The 19,347-nt window shown below is 51.7% G+C and carries 24 protein-coding genes and 3 other annotated features; of the genes, 22 read left to right on the top strand and 2 right to left on the bottom strand.

Annotated features, from left to right (window positions below; translation table 11 throughout):
- The first annotated feature begins 46 nt into the window (after positions 1-46).
- The 17 genes from GC56T2_RS13355 to GC56T2_RS13275 all read left to right on the top strand — a co-directional run bounded on the left by GC56T2_RS13355 (position 47) and on the right by GC56T2_RS13275 (position 13,967).
- Entirely contained in the window at positions 47-1,075 is a 1,029-nt protein-coding gene (locus GC56T2_RS13355) for a glyceraldehyde-3-phosphate dehydrogenase (RefSeq protein WP_144975845.1), read from the top strand.
- A gap of 315 nt (positions 1,076-1,390) precedes the next feature.
- A complete protein-coding gene (speD, locus tag GC56T2_RS13350) occupies positions 1,391-1,765 on the top strand; it encodes an adenosylmethionine decarboxylase (protein WP_033019460.1) in 375 nt (124 codons plus the stop codon).
- 122 nt (positions 1,766-1,887) lie between these two features.
- Positions 1,888-2,286: a hypothetical protein gene (locus GC56T2_RS13345; protein WP_033844294.1), complete on the top strand. Its 399-nt coding sequence runs from the start codon at positions 1,888-1,890 to the stop codon at positions 2,284-2,286.
- 67 nt (positions 2,287-2,353) lie between these two features.
- Positions 2,354-2,815, top strand: coding sequence for a transcriptional regulator NrdR (nrdR, locus tag GC56T2_RS13340; protein ID WP_033019455.1), 462 nt, complete (start codon positions 2,354-2,356; stop codon positions 2,813-2,815).
- A gap of 105 nt (positions 2,816-2,920) precedes the next feature.
- Complete coding sequence (locus GC56T2_RS13335; protein ID WP_144975842.1) at positions 2,921-4,303, top strand: replication initiation and membrane attachment family protein; 1,383 nt, start codon at positions 2,921-2,923, stop codon at positions 4,301-4,303.
- An 11-nt stretch (positions 4,304-4,314) separates the two neighbouring features.
- Positions 4,315-5,256 carry a primosomal protein DnaI gene (dnaI, locus tag GC56T2_RS13330; protein WP_033019454.1) on the top strand — a complete coding sequence of 314 codons (942 nt, stop codon included), beginning with the start codon at positions 4,315-4,317 and terminating at the stop codon, positions 5,254-5,256.
- Between the two features lie 325 nt (positions 5,257-5,581).
- On the top strand, positions 5,582-6,457 hold the full coding sequence (gene ytxC / locus GC56T2_RS13325) for a putative sporulation protein YtxC (RefSeq protein WP_144975840.1): 876 nt from the start codon (positions 5,582-5,584) through the stop codon (positions 6,455-6,457).
- A 45-nt stretch (positions 6,458-6,502) separates the two neighbouring features.
- Positions 6,503-6,728, top strand: a binding site (T-box leader).
- 49 nt (positions 6,729-6,777) lie between these two features.
- A complete protein-coding gene (thrS, locus tag GC56T2_RS13320) occupies positions 6,778-8,727 on the top strand; it encodes a threonine--tRNA ligase (RefSeq protein WP_144975837.1) in 1,950 nt (649 codons plus the stop codon).
- Positions 8,728-9,048: 321 nt separating this feature from the next.
- Positions 9,049-9,184, top strand: a sequence feature (ribosomal protein L20 leader region).
- Positions 9,185-9,237: 53 nt separating this feature from the next.
- Entirely contained in the window at positions 9,238-9,759 is a 522-nt protein-coding gene (infC, locus tag GC56T2_RS13315) for a translation initiation factor IF-3 (protein ID WP_074044349.1), read from the top strand.
- 12 nt (positions 9,760-9,771) lie between these two features.
- On the top strand, positions 9,772-9,972 hold the full coding sequence (gene rpmI / locus GC56T2_RS13310; protein WP_025949458.1) for a 50S ribosomal protein L35: 201 nt from the start codon (positions 9,772-9,774) through the stop codon (positions 9,970-9,972).
- A 25-nt stretch (positions 9,973-9,997) separates the two neighbouring features.
- A complete protein-coding gene (gene rplT / locus GC56T2_RS13305; RefSeq protein WP_011887944.1) occupies positions 9,998-10,357 on the top strand; it encodes a 50S ribosomal protein L20 in 360 nt (119 codons plus the stop codon).
- A gap of 64 nt (positions 10,358-10,421) precedes the next feature.
- On the top strand, positions 10,422-10,673 hold the full coding sequence (locus GC56T2_RS13300) for a DUF1294 domain-containing protein (RefSeq protein ID WP_144975835.1): 252 nt from the start codon (positions 10,422-10,424) through the stop codon (positions 10,671-10,673).
- 15 nt (positions 10,674-10,688) lie between these two features.
- Positions 10,689-11,174 carry a dUTP diphosphatase gene (locus tag GC56T2_RS13295; protein ID WP_144975833.1) on the top strand — a complete coding sequence of 162 codons (486 nt, stop codon included), beginning with the start codon at positions 10,689-10,691 and terminating at the stop codon, positions 11,172-11,174.
- A gap of 88 nt (positions 11,175-11,262) precedes the next feature.
- Entirely contained in the window at positions 11,263-12,348 is a 1,086-nt protein-coding gene (locus tag GC56T2_RS13290) for a M42 family metallopeptidase (protein WP_033019448.1), read from the top strand.
- A gap of 239 nt (positions 12,349-12,587) precedes the next feature.
- Positions 12,588-13,232, top strand: coding sequence for a hypothetical protein (locus GC56T2_RS13285; RefSeq protein ID WP_255516090.1), 645 nt, complete (start codon positions 12,588-12,590; stop codon positions 13,230-13,232).
- A 91-nt stretch (positions 13,233-13,323) separates the two neighbouring features.
- The gene (locus tag GC56T2_RS13280; RefSeq protein WP_033844286.1) at positions 13,324-13,671 is read left to right on the top strand and encodes a hypothetical protein; all 348 of its coding nucleotides are present in this window, start codon (positions 13,324-13,326) and stop codon (positions 13,669-13,671) included.
- Between the two features lie 11 nt (positions 13,672-13,682).
- The gene (locus GC56T2_RS13275; RefSeq protein ID WP_033019443.1) at positions 13,683-13,967 is read left to right on the top strand and encodes a hypothetical protein; all 285 of its coding nucleotides are present in this window, start codon (positions 13,683-13,685) and stop codon (positions 13,965-13,967) included.
- 446 nt (positions 13,968-14,413) lie between these two features.
- On the opposite strand, the gene GC56T2_RS13265 is transcribed toward GC56T2_RS13275, so the two are convergent.
- Together GC56T2_RS13265 and sspI are read right to left on the bottom strand one after the other, a co-directional pair.
- Entirely contained in the window at positions 14,414-14,941 is a 528-nt protein-coding gene (locus GC56T2_RS13265) for a hypothetical protein (protein WP_255516089.1), read from the bottom strand.
- Positions 14,942-15,102: 161 nt separating this feature from the next.
- Entirely contained in the window at positions 15,103-15,312 is a 210-nt protein-coding gene (gene sspI / locus GC56T2_RS13260; protein WP_033019442.1) for a small acid-soluble spore protein SspI, read from the bottom strand.
- A gap of 140 nt (positions 15,313-15,452) precedes the next feature.
- Between sspI and GC56T2_RS13255 the strand changes: the two genes are divergently transcribed.
- From GC56T2_RS13255 to pheS, 5 genes are all read left to right on the top strand, one after another.
- On the top strand, positions 15,453-16,196 hold the full coding sequence (locus tag GC56T2_RS13255; protein WP_144975827.1) for an HI0074 family nucleotidyltransferase substrate-binding subunit: 744 nt from the start codon (positions 15,453-15,455) through the stop codon (positions 16,194-16,196).
- A 130-nt stretch (positions 16,197-16,326) separates the two neighbouring features.
- Positions 16,327-16,851 (top strand): peptide-methionine (S)-S-oxide reductase MsrA, encoded by a 525-nt coding sequence (gene msrA, locus GC56T2_RS13250; RefSeq protein WP_144975825.1) that lies wholly within the window; start codon positions 16,327-16,329, stop codon positions 16,849-16,851.
- Positions 16,848-17,603, top strand: a complete 756-nt coding sequence (locus GC56T2_RS13245; protein WP_144975823.1) for a TrmH family RNA methyltransferase — start codon at positions 16,848-16,850, stop codon at positions 17,601-17,603. The genes msrA and GC56T2_RS13245 overlap by 4 nt, the downstream gene beginning before the upstream one ends.
- A gap of 41 nt (positions 17,604-17,644) precedes the next feature.
- Positions 17,645-17,974, top strand: coding sequence for a hypothetical protein (locus GC56T2_RS13240; RefSeq protein WP_144975821.1), 330 nt, complete (start codon positions 17,645-17,647; stop codon positions 17,972-17,974).
- Positions 17,975-18,028: 54 nt separating this feature from the next.
- Positions 18,029-18,270: a binding site (T-box leader), on the top strand.
- Positions 18,271-18,309: 39 nt separating this feature from the next.
- The gene (gene pheS / locus GC56T2_RS13235) at positions 18,310-19,344 is read left to right on the top strand and encodes a phenylalanine--tRNA ligase subunit alpha (protein WP_144975818.1); all 1,035 of its coding nucleotides are present in this window, start codon (positions 18,310-18,312) and stop codon (positions 19,342-19,344) included.
- Positions 19,345-19,347: the final 3 nt, after the last annotated feature.

Genomic DNA, 19,347 nt, shown 5'->3' with positions numbered 1-19,347 from the left:
GGATTTAAACAAATAGTATAACATATATGAGAGGGGAACAAAGCGAATGAAGGCGAAAGTGGCGATTAACGGATTCGGGCGAATCGGACGGATGGTGTTCCGCCGCGCCATCGGCTGTTCAGACCTTGATATCGTGGCGGTGAACGCCAGCTACCCGCCGGAAACGTTAGCCCATTTAGTGAAATACGATTCCAACCATGGCCAATTCCAAGGTGAGGTAGTCGCTTTGGAAGACGGGCTGTTGGTCAATGGCAAAAAAGTAAAGTTATTGAACTCGCGCGACCCGAAATGGTTGCCATGGAACGATATGGATATTGATATCGTCATTGAGGCGACCGGCAAATTCAATGATCGCGAGAAAGCTAGCCTTCACCTAGAAGCGGGGGCGAAGCGTGTCATTTTAACAGCGCCTGGGAAAAACGAAGATGTGACAATCGTTGTCGGTGTCAATGAACACGTGCTCGATATTGACCGCCATTTCATCATTTCCAACGCATCGTGCACGACCAACTGCTTGGCGCCGGTCGTCAAAGTGCTTGATGAAGCCTTTGGCATTGAAAACGGGCTGATGACAACCGTTCACGCGTATACGAACGACCAAAAAAACATCGACAATCCGCACAAAGACTTGCGCCGTGCTCGTTCGTGCGCGCAATCGATCATCCCGACGACAACCGGAGCGGCAAAAGCGCTTGGACTGGTGCTGCCGCATTTAAAAGGGAAGCTCCATGGCATGGCGCTCCGCGTTCCGACGCCGAACGTTTCCCTCGTTGACTTAGTGGTCGATGTGAAGCGCGAGGTGACCGCCGATGAGGTGAACGAAGCGTTCATCCGTGCCGCTCGTGGGCCGCTGAAAGGAATTTTGGACTTTACGATGGAGCCGCTCGTCTCGATTGATTTCAATACGAATCCTCATTCGGCGATCATCGATGGCTTATCGACGATGGTGATGGAAGGACGGAAAGTGAAAGTGCTCGCTTGGTATGACAATGAGTGGGGCTATTCCTGCCGCGTTGTCGATCTTGCTCAACTTGTCGCGGCAAAAATGAAGGAGAGACTCCAAGTCAACGCGTGACACCGTCTTCGCTCGCTGCCAAGAAGGGCGGAAAGCGCCTGTCTGTTTTGCGGCGCGGTATTGATCAGGGCGCCGAACAGGCACGGGCGCTTTTTCTTTTCGGCAGGCAAAAAAAAATGAAAAAGTCTGTTGCAAAAACCCCCTAAACAAAGTATACTATGTCTCGTGAACTTCTTAACGGCAAAGGTAATGTGACTACTTAAAGGGTTAGGACCTCTTAGGACTAACTTTCCCCCGTGGTAGTTATACATGCCATTTTGCAGCTGTTCTTCTATTTTTTTCTTTGAGAAAATTGGTTAAAAGGGGGATTTTTGCATGGACACGATGGGTCGTCACGTTATCTCGGAACTTTGGGGATGCGACTTTGACAAACTGAATGATATGGACTTTATCGAAAAAACGTTCGTTGACGCCGCGTTGAAATCGGGAGCGGAAATTCGCGAAGTAGCGTTCCACAAATTCGCTCCACAAGGGGTAAGTGGAGTCGTCATTATCTCGGAATCGCATTTGACGATTCATACGTTTCCCGAACACGGCTATGCGAGCATTGATGTGTATACATGCGGCCATCTCGATCCGACGATTGCCGCCGACTATATCGCTGAAAAGCTCGGTGCGCAAACGCGGGAGACGATTGAACTTCCGCGCGGCATGCGCCCGATTGAAGTGAAAAAAGCGCAAGCGCTGTAACGGACAGCACGAACGGCAGAAAAGGAGCGTACACAGAACGCTCCTTTTTCTATTTTCACCGTGCCGCGGCAGTGAAAAACATGGTATGATGAAAGCAAATCAAGGACTAGGGAGCGTGGCAGATAAGCATGTGGAACAAATGGAAATACGCCTTGACGAACCATTGCGAAACGAGGGAGAATCATGAAGACGTCGAGCTAAGAAGCCATTATTACAAAGCGGCGAACCGCGCTGTCATGGCCGCTGTCAAAGAGCTGCTCGCCTCGCTGCCCGGGGCTGAACTTCTTTCCGTTTCCGAAGAGCGCGGCGAAATTTGTGCGCAAACGAAGCGCGGAAAAAAGCTGTTTATCGTCGCGACAGTCATCTCGGTGCGGCCGTTTGAAACGGCGGTCGACTTTTCCGTAACAACGGAGACGCGCCTATTGCCGTTTGACTTTGGCCGCAGCCGATCGGTGATTCTTGAGCTATACCGGAAGCTCGATGCGCGCTTGCCGTATATCGGATCGGGATTGAACGGCTAACTATGGCTTGTCTGCTTGCCGCCATTCCGGTATGATAGATAATAAGAAAAGCAACGGAGTGAATGTTATGCGATGTCCGTCATGCCATCATCAAGGTACGCGCGTGCTCGACTCGCGCCCGGCCGAGGAAGGGCGTTCGATCCGGCGCCGGCGCGAATGCGAACAGTGTCATTACCGGTTTACAACGTTTGAACGAATTGAAGAGCCGCCGCTAATTGTCGTCAAAAAAGGCGGAACGCGCGAAGAGTTCAGCCGCGAGAAAATTTTGCGCGGCTTGATCAAAGCGTGCGAAAAGCGGCCGGTGGCGCTCGAGGAGCTGGAAAAGGTGACGCAGGAAATCGAGCGCGAGCTGCGCCAGCAAGGAGTGTCGGAAGTCAAAAGCGAAACGATCGGGGAAATGGTGATGGAGCGGCTGTCGCGCATCGATGAGGTCGCCTATGTCCGCTTCGCTTCCGTCTATCGGCAGTTCAAGGATATTAACGTGTTTATCGAAGAACTGAAAGAGCTGATCAAAAAAGAACAGCGGTAAAAAGGGCTTTGGCGTTGGACGGCAAGCCCTTTTTTCAACGCCTTTTCCCTGCCGAAAGGGGGAGGACGGGTTGAAACGAATCACGCAAGATGGAAGGTTGAGATGATGCGGCATCATTGGAAAGAACTGATTGCTGTTGACCGGTATGTCGTGCAAAGCCGCGGAGCGCTGCACGAGCTGGACCGCCAAGTGTTGACGCTGTTGTACCAGCCGCTCATCGGCCATCGCGCGCTAGCTTTGTATATGACGCTTTGGGGGGACTGGGAGCTGCTTAGCGGGCAGGAGGCGACCCATCGCCGCCTCATGGAGCTTATGCAATGCAGCCTTCCGGACATCTACGGCGAACGGCTGAAGCTGGAGGGAATCGGGTTGCTGAATACGTATGTCCGCGCTTTCGGTGACGATGAGCCGAAGCTGTTTCTTTACGAGCTGCGCCCGCCGATGACACCGGAACAGTTTTTTCGCGATGAGATGTTGAGCACCTTTTTGCAGCGTCAAGTTGGCCGCCATTTGTTCGCCCAGTTGAGCGACTTTTTCGCCCGGCCGATGGAGGATGTCGCTCGGTTCACCCCGGTAACGCGCTCATTTTCCGACGTGTTTGCCGCCGTTCCTGCCGAGCGGATGGTGTCTCGTTTCAGCGAAGAACAGCGGCCACTGAATGAAGGAAAGGCGCATGTCGGGCGCGAGGAGGCATCGTACGCCCTCGATGACGAGGTGTTTGATTTTGAGTTGTTTTTCGCCGGGTTGTCGAAACAGCTCGTGCCGCGCCGCGCGATGACAGCAAAAGTGAAAGAGGCGATTAAAAAGCTGGCGTTTTTGTATGGCATTCCGCCGCTTGAGATGCAAAAGCTTGTTCTTGGCGTCATTGATCCGTCGTATCATATCGACATCGACGCCTTGCGGCAGGCGGCGCGCGAATGGTATGAGCTGGAGCATGGCGGCGTTTCCCCGCGCCTGGTGGAACGGGTGCAGCCGCTTGCTTATCGAACGATGGAAAACGCCAACCCGCGCACGAAAGAAGAACAGCTGGTGAAACAGCTCGAAACGATTTCCCCGCGCCAGCTGCTGAAAGAAATCGCCGGCGGCGCCGAGCCGTCGCTGGCCGATTTGCAGCTGATCGAAGACATTATGTTCCAACAGCAGCTGCTTCCCGGCGTCGTCAATGTGCTCATTTATTATGTCATGCTGCGGACGAATATGAAATTGTCAAAAAAATACGTAGAAAAGATCGCCAGCCATTGGGCGCGCAAAAAGGTGAAGACGGTGAAAGAAGCGATGGAGCTAGCGAAAGAGGAAGCGAAAACGTATCAAAGCTGGGCGAATGAAAAAGAAAAAGGGACGAAAACGGTGCGGAAAGTGGTGCGCACCGAAATGGTTCCGGACTGGCTGAAGATGGATTACAGCGAGCCGGAAGACGATGATTTCGATGTCGAACAGGCGCGCAAGGAGATCGAGGAGCGGCTGAAAAAATATCGGGACGGATCGTAGGTGGAAAGGCGATGGAACGAGTCAATCAATTATTGCAGCGGCTGCTTGGCAATCAACGCTTTAAGCAGCGCTACGAACAAATGAAGCGCTATATTTTGTCGCATCCGGACGTGCAGCCGTTTTTGCAGGCGCATGAACCGCAGCTGTCTGCGGAAGCGGTCGACCGCAGCCTCATGAAGCTGTACGAGTTTATCGAGCAGAACGGGCATTGCCGCCAATGCCCGGGGCTGGAGCGATGTCCAAACATGTTGCCAGGGTATCAGCCGAATTTGGTGATCAGCAGCGGCCGAATAGAGATTGAGTATGACCGCTGCCCGAAAAAGGTGCAGCATGACGAACGGAAGCGCCAAGAGTCGCTCATCCAAAGCATGTTTATGCCGCGTGAAATTTTGCGGGCGTCGCTCTCCGATGTCGACCTCAGCGATGACGGCCGGATCAAAGCGATTGGATTTGCCGAGCGGTTTGTGGCCGAATACGAGCCGGGAAAAAAAATGAAAGGTCTGTATTTACATGGGTCGTTCGGCGTCGGCAAAACGTACTTGCTTGCGGCGATCGCCAATGAGCTTGCCAAACGAAACATCGCGTCGCTCATCGTCTATGTGCCGGAGCTGTTTCGCGAGATGAAGCATTCGCTGCAAGACCAGACGATGAACGAAAAGCTCGATTACGTGAAAAAAGTGCCGATTTTGATGCTCGATGACCTTGGAGCTGAGGCGATGTCGAGCTGGGTGCGCGATGACGTGCTCGGGCCGATTTTGCAATACCGGATGTTTGAAAACTTGCCGACCTTTTTTACGTCGAATTTTAATTTGCAGCAGTTGGCCCATCATTTGACTTATTCCCAGCGCGGTGAAGAGGAAAAGGTGAAGGCGGCGCGCATCATGGAACGAATTCGCTACTTGGCGTACCCGATTGAACTGACCGGACCAAACCGTCGCGAGCAAAACGGCTAACGCACGCACCGCATTCTCGCGCCCCTTGCTCGCTCTTTGCCATCGGCTCCTGAAAACAGGACGCCGATGTTTTGTCTGGCCGCGCCTAGAAGGCCGGTGAAAAACCACTGTCAACTCCCGATCGGCGGCATTTTCATTCAGAAGAGAAAGCGGATTCTGCAAGGTTTTTCTAATTGAGAAATGAGTGGAATCCGTCGTTTTTGCACTAAATCACCCGCCCCCTAGGTGAAACGCCGCTACGCTTTGCGCTTTTTTTTAGTCTAAACGGCCGGTTGTCCCCATATATATAAACCAAGCATTCCTTTAGGCTGAGGGGGGACAGCGGGTGATCGAAATCCATTTTGACGAGGCAAGCGAGGCGGAAAAGCTGTTTTGGCTGCTGAACGAACGAAAACCGGCCGATGCTCCGCTGTTTCATGCCGCGTATGACGGAAAGAAAACGGTGGCGGTTTACATACAAGGCGAGGAAGCGCGTGCGCTGGAAACGCAAATCATCCCAGCGATGACGGCGTTTGTGCGCGAACATATGGAAGATCGGTTCATGCTAACGATGATTTCCGATTGGTTTTATTTTCGCGACCCGGAAGAACAGCAGCAAATTTTGGCGCTCGCCCATTCGTTTTTGGACGGCGAGCGGCGCGATTACCGAAAAGGGCCGGCGTTTGCCGCTTCGCGAACGGCGCTTTTGGTTGAAGCGTTCCGCGCCTTTTTGCGCGACGAGCTGTCGTTTTCGTTTTCCTCGTTTGCGATGTTTCGGTTGAAACCGTATATGGAGCGGTTGCAGCATTATGTCGAACTGGCGATCGATGAATATAAGCTTGAACAAGAATACCAAACCTTTGTGCAGACGTTGCGCGATTGCGTCGCTGCAAGGAAACCGGCATGGCCGCGGCTGTATTTGCTGCATGATCCGCCTCGCTTTTTGTTCTATGACAGCGAGCGGCGGGAGCTGTCCGCGGAAGACGTGAGGCAAATGATCGACCGCCATCTTGTCGTCAGCCAGCCGATGTACATCGATTCATCGGTGCTGGCGCCGCTTGTTTCGCTCGCCCCGTCGGAAATTGAACTGTACACGGATGACCCCGATGACGGCATGGTGCAGACGATCCAAAACGTGTTTGAAGAACGGCTTCGTCTCCACAGCCGCGCCGACTTTTCCCGGTTGTTTGCCGCCAATGCCGGGCATGGGGGAGAATGTTGATTTTCTCGACCGTTTTCGCTATAATGTCGTCATAGATAAGAGGAAAACAAAGCGATGACGAGGACATGGGCGCATTTTTACGGTTTCCAGAGAGGGAAGGCAGCGGCTGAAACCTTCCTAACACGAAAAGTGCGCTTACCCCCTCAGAGCTGCGGCAGCGAACGCTACGCCCAGTAGTTGCCGCCGGCGGACGGCCGTTATCGGTGTTGAGCCATGGCGTTGGTTTGCCATGGGAAGAAGGGTGGAACCACGACGAAAACTCGTCCCTTTTTAAGGGAGGAGTTTTTTTATTTTGATACCAATGCAAAGGAGTGAAGTTTATGCCAGACGTCATTCGCATTACGTTCCCCGACGGAGCGCAAAAGGAGTTTCCAAGCGGAACGTCAACCGAAGACATCGCTGCCTCGATCAGCCCGGGGCTGAAGAAAAAAGCGATCGCCGGAAAATGGAACGGCCGGTTCGTTGATTTGCGCACGCCGCTTCACGAAGACGGTGAACTCGTCATTATTACCCAAGACATGCCGGAGGCGCTTGACATTTTGCGCCATAGCGCCGCCCATTTAATGGCGCAGGCCATCAAGCGGCTGTACGGCAACGTCAAGCTCGGCGTCGGCCCGGTCATTGAAAACGGCTTTTACTACGATATCGACATGGAGCATAAGCTCACGCCGGATGATTTGCCGAAAATTGAGGCGGAAATGCGCAACATTGTCAAAGAAAATCTCGACATCGTCCGCAAAGAAGTGAGCCGCGAAGAAGCCATAAGGCGGTATGAGGAAATCGGCGACGACTTGAAGCTCGAGTTGATCCGCGACATTCCGGAAGGCGAGACGATTTCCATTTACGAGCAAGGCGAGTTTTTCGACCTTTGCCGCGGGGTGCACGTGCCGTCGACCGGGAAAATCAAAGAGTTTAAGCTCCTTAGCATCTCGGGCGCCTATTGGCGCGGCGACAGCAACAACAAAATGCTGCAGCGCATCTATGGCACGGCCTTTTTCAAGAAAGAAGAGTTGGATCATTATTTGCACTTGCTTGAAGAGGCGAAAGAGCGTGACCACCGCAAACTCGGCAAAGAGCTCGAGTTGTTTACGACGTCGCAGCAAGTCGGACAAGGGCTGCCGCTTTGGCTGCCGAAAGGGGCGACGATCCGCCGCCTGATCGAACGGTACATCGTCGATAAAGAAATCGCCCTTGGCTACGATCATGTCTATACGCCGGTGCTTGGCAGCGTCGAGCTGTACAAAACATCAGGCCATTGGGACCATTACAAAGAAAACATGTTCCCGCCGATGGAAATGGATAACGAACAGCTTGTGCTGCGGCCGATGAACTGCCCGCATCACATGATGATTTACAAAAGCAAGCTGCACAGCTATCGCGAGCTGCCGATCCGCATCGCTGAGCTCGGCACGATGCACCGCTACGAAATGTCCGGAGCGCTCACCGGGCTGCAGCGCGTCCGCGGCATGACGCTTAATGACGCCCACATTTTCGTGCGCCCGGATCAAATCAAAGACGAGTTTAAGCGCGTCGTCAACTTGATTTTGGAAGTATACAAAGACTTTGGACTCGACGAATATTCGTTCCGTTTGTCATACCGCGATCCGCACGATAAAGAAAAATATTACGATGACGACGAGATGTGGGAAAAGGCGCAGCGCATGTTGCGCGAGGCGATGGACGAGCTTGGGCTCGACTACTACGAGGCCGAAGGAGAAGCGGCGTTTTACGGGCCGAAGCTCGATGTGCAAGTGCGCACGGCGCTCGGCAAAGACGAAACGCTCTCAACGGTGCAGCTTGACTTCCTCTTGCCGGAGCGCTTTGATTTGACGTACATCGGCGAAGACGGCAAGCCGCATCGCCCGGTCGTCATTCACCGCGGCGTCGTTTCGACGATGGAACGGTTTGTCGCCTTCTTGATCGAAGAATACAAAGGCGCGTTCCCGACGTGGCTTGCCCCGGTGCAGGTGAAAGTGATTCCGGTGTCGCCGGAAGCCCACCTCGATTATGCATATGAAGTAAAACAAGCGCTGCAGGCGAACGGCTTCCGTGTCGAAGTCGACGAGCGTGACGAAAAAATCGGCTATAAAATCCGCGAAGCGCAAATGCAAAAAATCCCGTACATGCTCGTCGTCGGCGACAAAGAAGCGGCCGAGCGGGCGGTCAACGTCCGCCGCTACGGCGAAAAAGAAAGTCGGACGGTCGCGCTAGATCAATTTATCGCTAGCCTGGAAGAAGAGGTGCGGCAAAAACGAGCGAAAGAACGATAAGCCAACAATGGCCCGCAGGCGGCCTGCCCGCTTGTCGGGCCGCGTTTGTTTCATAGAAAAGGTCCATGGGCAGCGTGATCTGCCCTCCAACCGGGGGATGAACATCCGCGTCAGGCCGGCATTTTCACGGAAAGACGGCCCCGTTGCATCGAAAACAAGGAAGAAAAGGACAGCAAAACGTTTTTATAAAAAATTATCATTTTTCTCTTGTCAACAAAAAGATGTTCGGTTATAATGAAGGACGTTGTGTTTATCAAGAACCGCTCCTTGACATGCCATCGCCAAGGTGGTATAGTGTATAAAGTGGAATGATTGCTTGTTTGTCCAAAGCAGAAGCGCCCGCTTCTCACCTGACCGACGCCAAGAGGTTGTTGGCAGGTTGCGATGGTTCGGCTCATCGCCGGTTGATGCGAACGCCGTGCGCGGGTGCTTTATGCATCCGCGCTTTTTTGCTGGGGGCGGAGTTCTGCCGGCAAACAAGCCAGTCGGAAAAAACCTTGGAGGTGGCTCATTATTAGCAAAGATTTTATCATCAACGAACAAATTCGTGCCCGGGAAGTGCGCTTGATCGACCAAAACGGCGAACAGCTCGGCATCAAGTCGAAGCAGGAAGCGCTTGAGATCGCGGCAAGACGCAACTTGGACTTGGTGCTTGTCGCGCCAAACGCCAAACCGCCCGTTTGCCGGATCATGGATTACGGCAAATTCCGCTTCGAGCAGCAAAAGAAAGAAAAAGAAGCGCGCAAAAAGCAAAAAGTCATCAATGTGAAAGAAGTGCGCCTCAGCCCGACGATCGAGGAGCACGATTTCAACACGAAGCTGCGCAACGCGCGCAAGTTTCTCGAAAAAGGCGATAAGGTGAAGGCGACGATCCGCTTCAAAGGGCGGGCCATCACCCATAAAGAAATCGGGCAGCGCGTCCTTGACCGCTTCTCCGAAGCGTGCGCCGACATTGCGGTCGTCGAAACGGCGCCGAAAATGGACGGGCGCAACATGTTTTTAGTGCTGGCACCGAAAAACGACAACAAGTAAGGAGGAACTACGATGCCAAAAATGAAAACTCACCGCGGCTCGGCGAAACGGTTCAAAAAAACGGCGAGCGGCAAATTAAAACGCGGCCATGCGTATACGAGCCACTTGTTTGCCAATAAAACGAAAAAACAAAAACGCCAGCTGCGCAAAGCGACGCTCGTCTCGCCTGGCGACTTCAAGCGCATCCGCCAAATGCTCGACAACTTGAAATAATGACCGACTATAGGAGGGAACGATTATGCCACGCGTAAAAGGTGGACCAGTGACGCGCAGACGTCGCAAAAAAGTATTAAAGCTTGCCAAAGGATATTTCGGCGCGAAACACGCGTTATATCGAGTCGCGAACCAGCAAGTGATGAAATCGCTCATGTATGCGTATCGCGACCGCCGTCAACGGAAGCGCGACTTCCGCAAATTGTGGATCGCCCGCATCAACGCGGCCGCCCGCCAAAACGGCCTGTCTTACAGCCGCCTCATGCACGGCTTGAAACTGGCCGGCGTTGAAGTCAACCGGAAAATGCTCGCCGACTTGGCAGTCAATGACCAAGCGGCGTTTGCCCAGCTCGCTGACTTGGCGAAGGCAAATTTGAATAAGTAACAACGATGGCCATCCTCGACCGGGATGGCCGTTTTTATTGAAAATGGAGTGAAGGAGGGACCATATGATACAATATGCCATAGCCGTCAATCTTCTCGCTTTTTTTGCCATGGGGCTTGACAAATATAAGGCGAGACGCCATCGGTTCCGCATCGCTGAGCGGACGCTTTGGCTGCTGGCGTGGGTGGGCGGCGCTTTCGGAGCCATGATGGGCATGTATACGTTTCGCCACAAAACGCGCCATCGCCGATTTCGATACGGCTTGCCGCTGTTGGCGGCGGCAGAATTGATGGTGTATTGGCAGTGGATCGAATAGAAAGGGGAGGAGAGAATGAACTGGCCCTTGCTTTACGACATGCAGCGGACGTTGGATGAACGGATTGAAGCGGAGCACGGTCTCGTGCAGGAAAACTTGTTCAGCCGAAAGATGCTTGCTTTTCTCGTTGAACTCGGCGAGCTGGCGAACGAGACGCGCTGTTTTAAGTTTTGGAGCGTGAAGCCGCCGGCGCCGATGGAGCGGGTGCTCGAGGAGTATGTGGATGGTTTGCATTTTCTATTATCGCTCGGACTGGAATGCGGATTTTTCTATGAAAAGAGAGAGATCCCGGCGGCTGAGCGGCTGCCTGTCGAACAGTTTCTTGCCGTGTTTCGCCACGCTGACCGGTTTGGGGAGACGAAAGCGCCTGAAGATTATGATGCGCTGTTCACGGAATATTGGCGTCTCGGCGTGACGCTCGGCTTTTCGTCCGAGGCGGTGGCTGCCGCGTATCGCCGGAAAAACGAAGTGAACCACCAACGGCAAAATGAACGATATTAATTGATTTTTTCGAAGGGCGAATGATTGAACATTGTCAACCGTTAGAAGTATAATAAAAAAGTGGACAAAACCGGAAAGGGGTGCCAAGATGGCGAAATTGGACGAAACGTTGACGATGCTGAAAGCGCTGACCGATGCCAAAGGCGTGCCCGGCAACGAACGGGAAGCGCGCGAGGTGATGAAAACGTACATAGCTCCTTATGCCGATGACGTGACCACCGATGGGCTCGGCAGCTTGATCGCCAAAAAAGAAGGGAAATCCGGCGGGCCGAAAGTGATGATCGCCGGCCATTTGGACGAAGTCGGCTTCATGGTGACGCAAATCGATGACAAAGGGTTCATCCGCTTTCAGACGCTCGGCGGCTGGTGGAGCCAAGTGATGCTTGCCCAGCGCGTGACGATTGTGACGAAAAAAGGCGACATCACCGGCGTCATCGGTTCGAAGCCGCCGCACATTCTTCCGCCGGAAGCGCGCAAAAAACCGGTCGACATCAAAGACATGTTCATCGACATCGGCGCGACGAGCCGCGAGGAAGCCATGGAATGGGGCGTCCGCCCGGGCGACATGATCGTGCCGTATTTTGAATTCACGGTATTGAACAATGAAAAAATGTTGCTGGCCAAAGCGTGGGACAACCGAATCGGCTGTGCGGTCGCCATCGATGTGCTCAAGCAGCTGAAGGGCGTCGACCATCCGAACACGGTATACGGCGTCGGCACGGTGCAGGAAGAAGTCGGCTTGCGCGGCGCGCGCACGGCGGCCCAATTCATTCAGCCGGACATCGCCTTTGCGGTTGACGTCGGCGTGGCTGGCGACACGCCGGGGGTGTCGGAAAAAGAAGCGATGGGCAAACTCGGCGCCGGTCCGCACATCGTCTTGTACGATGCGACGATGGTCTCGCACCGCGGCTTGCGTGAGTTTGTCATCGAGGTGGCTGAAGAGCTCGACATTCCGTATCATTTTGACGCCATGCCGGGCGGCGGCACGGACGCGGGGGCGATCCACTTAACCGGCAGCGGTGTTCCGTCGCTGACGATCGCCATCCCGACGCGCTACATCCATTCACACGCCGCCATTTTGCACCGCGACGACTACGAAAACACGGTCAAGCTGCTTGTCGAAGTGATCAAACGGCTTGATGCCGACAAAGTGAAGCAACTGACGTTTGACTAATGGAAACACCGGCCCAAGCGGCCGGTGTTTTTTGATATTGCGGCGGGGCAGACGGCAGGGCGCTGATGGACGCAGCCGGCCCCAGAAGGCCGGTGAATAAATAGGGTATAGTTCCCTCATGTCGGAAAAACATCATCAATCCCCCGCTTTTTTACCTTGTTCGATCGTAACATATTGACAAAAAAAAAAAAAAGATAAATTTTTTATTGTGAATATTATGACGATTGGGTGTGTTTGTTGTGAAATTATATTTACCCTTTTTACGCGAGATTGAGGTGAAATTCAAGGAGAATTTTTGTTGTATCAAGTCGACTGATGGGTTTTTTGATTTGAGTCATTTAATAGAAAAGGGGGAGGAAGAAAATAGATTAAGCATTTTCTTTAGGAAGCAGAGAATTCTAGAAATAAGCATCGACCTATTGACAAAAATGAAAAAGGATTTTAAGGATGCTTGCTTAGTAAAATGTTTGACATGCATGGGGGCGGAAAAAAATCATCAAGGTGTGCTTTTTCCATTACAGCCAACAAGTGATTTTAGCATTTATGATCGGGCATTATGTCTGTTTATGGAATTTCTTTATGTAAAAAAAGATCTGCCTGTTGTCATCGTTATTGAACAAAATAATACAATGGTATACGGTAATATAGACGTTATACCGGCTGGAAAGGGTGGGGGTTATCATAGAACTTTTGCACACGTTATTTTATTTGAACACAATCAGCTCTTAGAGCATGTTCAGAAAGCGAGTGAATATAAATTTTTCGTGTATTTGTTAAATGGTAGGAGGCTGGCTGAGGGTGTTTTTCGTATAAGGCGGGAAAAGCTTTCATATGGTAAGAAGTATTTTAATTGTGATAGCTATCATTTTGATCAAAAAACATGAGACTACTGTTTGGATCTTTCTTATATTCATAGGGTACAGTTATTCATTACTTAGCACTAAATTTCATTTCTAGTGGAAAGGATGGTTAGACATGTCTACATGGAGCAGAATCGAATCAGGAATTAAACAAGGATTAAAGGATGTAGCGGCTTCGTATGGAATTAATTGGAGTGGTGCTGCTAATACTGCTAGTAAGGTAGGTCCGGCTACAGTAGGTGCCCGTAATGGTTGGAGAGAAACAGAAGAAGAGGTGAAAACTAAGATATCCAAGGCTGAAACGCGATTAGCAGCTGGGAGAATTGAAAAGGCAGCAACGCAAATGATGATCAAAGGTGCAGCTAAAGGGGCTATCAAAGCGATAGGGATATGGGGATTCATACCTGATATCGTTATCTTTGCCAATGGTTTTAGAAAAGGGTACTCAGTTGCAGGCAACTAGGGGGATTTATAATGGAGGCTTACGAAATAAACGGAATTTTCCTCGTGATCTTAATCTATTGGCAACTATTTTATGCTGTTAAGAAAAAGGATACTAGCCGTATTATTTATGTAGTTGCTCCTATATTACTAATGTTTATCTTTATTTACACAACTCTTTTTGAATTTATTCATCCTTATCTACGTATTGGGATTGTTGTTATTGTATACATGTTGCTTATTTTAGTTGGTTTTAGAAATACAAAGAGGAAAATGAAAGATGAGATCGAAATAAAATTTGGAAAAAATGATACGTAACTTGTCCTGCTAGTCGAACCCTAGCACTCGACTAGCATGATGAGGACTAATATATTTTTGCGAACAATGCCTCGCGCTGTTCGCGTTTATTATTTTTGGGTAATTTTCTAATAAATTCTTGTGCATATGTTGTCATATATCAGTGAAAGCACAATAGGAGATGATGTATAACATTTTTTGTCAAGCATTTGGCGATGATGTATAAAATTTTGTGTAAAGCATTTTGCTAGACCAAAAGAAAAAAGGTAGGGGATTCTCTGATGGACCAAAAATCGTAGAGAAAGGAGAACCTTACCTATGTCTCTTTCCACGCAGAAGACTGAACGTTCAGTCCCCTGCGTGGAGGAAACTCGTTTCCTCCCTATTCATTCCAAATCCATTTCAGAGAACCCCTACTCCATTACATTACACAAAATGGTTGACGGTACCCGTTACTGCTGCCAAGATCAAGCTTTCATGCTCGCCGCTTTGGATGTATAGCGATGCGAGATCGAAGCATCGCCGTAGAACCAAATGGCCACAAGCGGCGGAAACGTGATGGTCAGCAACAAAGCAACGAGCAGAACGGTAAAGGAGAGCGGGCTTAGCTTTTTGCCTAGTTCCCCTTTATGCTTTTTCTCAAATTGCTTGATGTCCTCATTTTTGGAAAGGGAAGCGGAATCCAGCAGCTTTTGGCTATCAGCGTCGTAATAGAAAATTTGTTTGGCATGAAAAACGAACAGGCTGTCTCGGATCTCGCTCCCTTGAGCGAGCACGACTTGCACGGTTTTTGTCGTTTTCGTGTCGTTTTCGGTTACTTCCGTTGATGTGGTCATGCTGTCGAGGATTTGGACAGAACCATTTTTGTAGTAAGTCAGCGTGTCTTTAAACTGCTTGTTTACCGCTTCCGTCAGAGCGGATGAACCGGCACCGGATACGCGAAGCGGAACGAAAAGCAAAAGCATGAAAAGAACAATGGTTGTCCACCTTTTCAAAATAATCTCCCCTTTCTGTATTCTTTTGTCTATTTTATCATAACTTCTTATCGTCATTCCAGTTATTTATTTAGTTGGTAAATAGGGGGAGGAAACGATTTCTGTCATCATTCATGAGGAACTTGATGTGTGAGACGTTCCGACACGAAAAAAGCAGGCGGTTATTGTTTCACCGCCTGCTCGAGTGTCGTGAGCATCATGTCTTTTTGCTGCTCGGTGGCGTGCGTCCAAATGGCTTCAAACAGGACACCAAGGCCGGGCAAATATTTTTCCTCACCGCGTTGGATCGCGTCTTCAATCGTGTTTTCAAGCTGGTCTTTGGAATTGTTGGCGACATTGTGCATAATGGCTTTCCGCAAGTTCAAATCCATCTGTCTCACCTCGTTATTCGTATGGTACATCGTTATCGTTTGCCGATGGCGGCGGATTTATGCATCGACGGTCGAAGTCGTTGCGCTTGCCAGACTATGGTATAATGAAGGCAACGATCTTGGAAACGAGGGAAGAGAGGATGGCGGCTCAAACGAGATACGGATTCGAGCGAGCGGTGTTTCGCCAGCTGATTCATCTGTTTCAGCGCTACGCCGATGCCGTTGAAGAAGTGATTTTGTTTGGTTCAAGGGCGAGAGGCGATGATAAGAAAACGTCGGATATTGATATAGCCATCAAATTTAGAAAATCAAACGAGTTGTTGCACCGCTTGCAATCAGATTTGGATGAATTGCCCATCATTTATCGAATCGATCTGATTGATTATGATGAGATCGGCAACGAGCGGTTAAAAACAGCGATTGACAAGGAAGGGAAGACGATTTTCCAAACGAATGAGCGGGGAAAGGTGATGGTTACAATGAGCCGGCTGATGGATCGATGTTACGATTTCGAACGGGCGCTCGCCAAACTCCGGCAAAGCGCCGCAAGAGACGCGCAAACGGATGACCTTGTTGTCGATGCGACCATTCAACGGTTTGAATTCACATACGAACTGGCGTGGAAATGGATGAAACTTTATTTGGAGTACCAAGGATACTCCGAAGTGACGAGCCCACGAAAAACGATTCGCGAGGCGTTTCGGGAAGGGTTGATTGAAGACGGAGAGACATGGCTTCGCATGCTGGAAGACCGCAACCGGACGTCCCATACGTATGATGAAGAAACGGCGATGGGCATGTATGAACGCATTCGCACCGACTATATCCCGCTGTTTGACCGCTTGCTTGCCGAAATGAAACAACGGCTTGACTCGGAGACATGAGCGGCTGGCGTGCGGAACGGAACGCGTCTAGTTTGGTGAAGGAACTTGGCTTTGGGCGTGAAAGATGACAATCGTACACCGTTTGCTATAATCAGAAAGAAGAAACTTGACGCATGAGGTGAAGACCCAAATGGAAAAAGCGACATTCGCTGGCGGCTGCTTTTGGTGCATGGTGACGCCGTTTGAGGAACTCGACGGCATTTACGGCATCGTCTCCGGCTATACGGGCGGGCATGTTGAAAACCCGACGTATGAGCAAGTGAAAACCGGGACGACCGGCCATTACGAAGCGGTGCAAATCACGTTTGACCCGGACGTGTTCCCATATGAGCGGCTTTTGGAGCTGTATTGGTGTCAAATCGATCCGACCGATGACGGCGGCCAGTTTCACGACCGCGGCCCGCAATACCGGACGGCGATTTTTTACCATAACGAAAGACAGCGCCAGCTCGCTGAGCAGTCCAAGCGGGCGTTGGAAGAAAGCGGGCGCTTCTCGAAGCCGATCGTGACGAAAATTTTGCCGGCCACGACGTTTTATCCGGCGGAAGAGTACCATCAAAACTACCATAAGAAAAATCCGGAACATTATAAGCAAGACCGGGCCGCTTCCGGCCGCGACGAATTTATCGCCAAACATTGGGGGGCGAAGCGGTGAAGCGGATCGAATCACCAAAAAACGCGCGCGTGAAGCAATGGAAAAAGTTGCTGACGAAAAAAGGGCGCGACGAAACCGGGTGGTTTTTGCTCGAAGGATTTCATCTCATCGAAGAGGCGCTAAAAAGCCAAGCGCCGCTTGTTGAGCTGATTGTGGATGAGCGGGCCGCGATTCCGCCCGGCTGGGACGTCAGCGATGTTCCGGTGGTGATTGTAACGGAAGCGGTGATGAAGGCGATCAGCAGCACGGAAACGCCGCAAGGGATCATGGCTGTCTGCCGGCAAGCCGCAGCCGAGCTTGGTGATGTGAACACGGCGCTGCTCATTGACGCCGTGCAAGATCCCGGCAATCTCGGCACGATGATTCGCACGGCTGATGCGGCTGGCATCGATGCGGTCATTTTAGGGGAAGGATGCGCCGATTTGTACAACCCGAAAGTCGTCCGTGCGACGCAAGGATCGCTGTTTCACCTTCCGGTTGTCAAAGGCGATCTGGCGCAGTGGATCGCGCGTTTCCAGGAGCGGGGCATTCCTGTGTACGGCACCGCCTTGGAGAACGCCGTCGATTACCGCACCGTTCGTCCGTCGCCTTCATTCGCCTTGCTTGTCGGCAACGAAGGAAGCGGCGTCCGGCGCGAGCTGCTCGAGATGACGACAGAAAACGTCCACATCCCGATTTACGGCCAGGCGGAGTCGCTCAACGTCGCGGTGGCGGCCGGAATTTTGCTTTATTCTTTGCGGGCGGTGCGGTAAAATGGAATCGAACATCAATCGGACAAGGGAGCAGGAGACGGATGGATGACGAACTGCGGGCGCTGTTGAACGCGGTGCTTGAGCGCCTTGACGTTCGAGGCGCCTACATCGAACAAATGCGCATCGATATCGTCAAGCTGCAAGGAAGCGTGAAGCAACTTGAAGACAAAGTCGATCGCCTGCAACGTGATGTGGACGCCATGAAAAAAGACATGGAGGCCATGAAAAAAGACATGGTAGGGGTTAAAAAAGATGTTGCCGCGCTCAAGGAAGGGCAAGTGCGGCAGGAAAAAATGATGGAGCGCCTTGTGATCCGCTCGATTGAACAGGAAGCGGAAATCGATGAGCTGCGCAAAGAAATCTCGGCCTGACCTTGCCTTTGCCCGCCCATTTGCGTATAATGAATAGCGACATTTCCCATACCGACAACAACGATGACGGAGAAAAGTAGCTTGCTGCTCGCCATCCAGGGAGAAAACGCCATAGACTGGGAGCGTTTTTATGGCTGACGCAAGTGAAGTTCACCTCCCGAGTTGACACCGGGACCATCCCAGCGTGGGATGTAAAGGTGGTCCGGCTTTTGGCCGTTATGGCAAGGAAGCGAACAGCGCGTCTTCATTGGCGCTGTTAACAAGGGTGGTACCGCGAGCAACAACTCGTCCCTTACTGGGGCGGGTTTTTTTATTTGAAACGAGGAGGGATTGGCGTGAAAGAACGGTTGCATGAACTAGAGCGAGAAGCGCTTGCCAAAATTGAACAAGCTGGCGATTTAAAAGCGCTCAATGAGGTGCGCGTCGCCTACTTAGGCAAAAAAGGGCCGATTACCGAAGTGCTGCGCGGCATGGGGGCGCTGCCGCCGGAGGAACGCCCGAAACTCGGCGCGCTGGCCAACGAGGTGAGAGAGGCGATTCAACAGGCGCTCGAGGCGAAACAAACGAAACTGGAAGAAGAAGAAATCGAACGAAAACTGGCGGCCGAAGCGATCGATGTGACGCTGCCGGGCCGGCCGGTGCGGCTCGGCAATGCGCATCCGCTGACGCGCGTGATCGAGGAAATCGAAGACTTGTTTATCGGCATGGGCTATACGATCGCCGAAGGGCCGGAAGTCGAGACCGACTACTACAACTTTGAAGCCCTCAATTTGCCGAAAGGGCATCCGGCCCGTGACATGCAAGATTCGTTTTACATCACCGAAGAGATTTTGCTTCGCACCCATACATCGCCGATGCAAGCGCGGACGATGGAGAAGCACCGCGGGCGCGGCCCGGTGAAAATCATTTGCCCGGGCAAAGTGTACCGCCGCGACACCGACGATGCGACCCATTCGCACCAGTTTACACAAATTGAAGGATTGGTGGTGGACCGCCACATCCGGATGAGCGACTTGAAAGGGACGCTGCGCGAATTTGCTCGCAAGCTGTTCGGCGAAGGGCGCGACATCCGCTTCCGGCCGAGCTTTTTCCCGTTTACGGAGCCGTCGGTCGAAGTCGATGTGTCCTGCTTCCGCTGCGAAGGGAACGGCTGCAGCGTCTGCAAAGGCACGGGCTGGATCGAAATTTTAGGCGCCGGCATGGTGCATCCGAACGTGCTTGAGATGGCTGGCTTTGATTCGAAAACGTACACCGGCTTTGCGTTCGGCATGGGGCCGGAGCGGATCGCGATGCTGAAGTATGGCATTGATGACATCCGCCATTTCTATCAAAACGATCTACGTTTCTTGCGGCAATTTTTGCGTGTATAGCAG

The organism is Geobacillus sp. C56-T2 (genome assembly GCF_007829715.1).
In the GTDB taxonomy this organism is placed as follows: domain Bacteria; phylum Bacillota; class Bacilli; order Bacillales; family Anoxybacillaceae; genus Geobacillus; species Geobacillus icigianus.
This window is presented reverse-complemented; position numbering and strand designations above follow the sequence as displayed.